The organism is Oscillibacter sp. CU971, assembly GCF_905219725.1.
Classification (GTDB): Bacteria; Bacillota; Clostridia; order Oscillospirales; family Oscillospiraceae; genus Oscillibacter.
The window spans coordinates 1-2,117 of sequence record NZ_CAJMXG010000387.1; the positions used below are offsets into that span (position 1 = coordinate 1).

Sequence of the window (2,117 nt, forward strand, 5' to 3'; positions counted from 1 at the left end):
GTTATCATGCTGATGGTAGTGTGCGGATTCATCGTCACCGCAGTTGTCCAGGAAACCCGGTTGATGGGCGCCGTAACCCTGGGCGGCTTTTGCAGCGGGACGCTCCTGCTCTGCATGGCGCTCCCCACGCTCCGGCTGTGCAACACGTTCTACATTCTCTTCGTCCGGGCCGGAGGAACCCTGTGGCGGGTGGATCTGCAGCGATTCTGCGGTGTCCAGACCTGGGAGAGCCTGCCCTCCGGCAGGCAGGCGGCCATCCAGCGGGACGTACTGCGCGAGATCAGCCGGCGATTGGATGGCGGGGCCTCCGGCTATATCCCCGGTGCCCTGACGGAGCTGAAGGACCTCCAGGTGGAGAAGGAGGACCGCTGGAGCTGGACCTGTTTCTATGAGTCGGAGGACGGCAAGCGGAAAACGCTGCGAATCGGCAAGGGCTATCCGGACTTCTGCCCCGCCTTCGGCCTGGAGCGCCCCCTGGGACCGGTGCCCGCCCGCTGGACCGCGCCGCTGTTCTCCGTCGCACTGGCGGCGGCAATCATCGCCGGATTCTGGGCGGTGAATCTTCCGATCACCTTTGGCTCATCACCCAATCCGTCCCCAACTCCTGATTTTGCGCCGGAAGCGGACACGCAGCCAGACGCCCAGAGCATCCCCGCCAGGGTGCCGGAGAATATCACGGAATATGAGATGTCCGAGGTCTGGTTCCAGGTGGACAGCGCCTTCAAGTACAGCCGGCGCACCTTCCTGGACGGTGATACCGGGACCCTGTACCGGGCCTATGTTCAGTACGGCGTGGACATCGGCGAGGCCTGGGACACCCTGAGCCAGTATATTGGCAAATACCATGCCTCTCCCCTCTTCGACCGGTTTGACGCGGCCTATCTGGAGCAGGACATGCTGACACCGCTGCATGAAACGTCCCGGTACAATATCGTTTCGGTGTACCTCACCGACGGTCAGGTGTTCCATACCGCCGCCGTGCTCTCCGATGACGGGGCGCTGTTCACCATGGAGGCGGAGCAGAGTGCCTCCGACCGGAGCGAGGAGGTTCTGGCAAATCTGATGTTCACCCTGGAGAGCGTCCGCTTTGATGGGCCTGTGGTGACAGAGGAAAACTATCAGTCTCAGATCCATGTCTCTGAAGTCCGGGACTGCTCTTATATGGCGGCGGCCTATCTGAAAACCGACCTCTTTGGACACGACGCTTTTGTGGATGTATACGTCCCCTACAGCGATTCGCCCATCTACTCCGCCGGTGGCCGGGCCATCCGGACGGAGGCCCACGGGCTGCGGGTCTACGCCACCATTGTACCCGGAGAAAACGCCAAGGCGGTGGTGGACGCCCGCCAGCAGGAGCTGGCCGCAACGGGGCAGGTCTACGAGGACGGCGTGGATGACGAGATGTACCGGGAGGACCTGGACGCCGCCTGCAAACTGACCGTTTACGAGGAGAACGGCCAGAAGCGCCAGGCCGTCCTGTACGCGGACAGCAAGTGGGAGGGGTACTACCTGCTCCGGGAGATCACCGGACTGCCGGAGCTGGTGGACGAGGAGTACCCCGCCGTACTGGAGGAGCTGGAGGGGATCATCGGCCTGACCATGCCGGTGCTGGAGGAGCTGGGAGATTCATGATTTGAAGGAACAGAAGAATAAGGGCGCGATGGGTATTCTCTCTCTTTTTCTATGGGCGGTCTTGCTGACGGTCATAGCTCGGCTGTTGACCCATCGCGGCGGCTGGGATTTCAGCGAGATATTATTCAAGGTTCTGCTGTGGGTCATGCTGTGTATTGCGGTGTTCTTCTGCTGGTGGATATTTACAGGTCTGCGGCTGAACAGATTCACGAAACGGCTCGATGAGGCTGGTTATACATATCTGGAGACTCACGATGTGGATGAGTACCTGCGGGAAATAGATACCTGCTGTGAGATGCCAGGAGTTAAAAGTTTTGTACTCTCGGGGATACCGGCCTGGGATTATGTGATGATCCTGAAAATCCGGACGCTGCGGGAGGCCGGGCGCAGAGAGGACGCACTCACTCTGCTGGAAGCCGCACAGCAGTCCATGATGGGCGAAAAGGCCCAACTGCTTTTGAGAACAGAGGAAGAAAAGCTGGGGG

At 60.4% G+C, this 2,117-nt stretch carries 2 protein-coding genes; both read left to right on the forward strand.

The genetic code is table 11. The features are described 5' to 3' along the window. On the forward strand, window positions 1-1,632 hold a 1,632-nt coding region (locus JX325_RS15725; protein ID WP_204791997.1), incomplete at its 5' end, for a hypothetical protein. A gap of 1 nt (window position 1,633) precedes the next feature. Further along, window positions 1,634-2,117: hypothetical protein (locus JX325_RS15730; protein WP_204791998.1), on the forward strand; the 484-nt coding region annotated here is incomplete at its 3' end.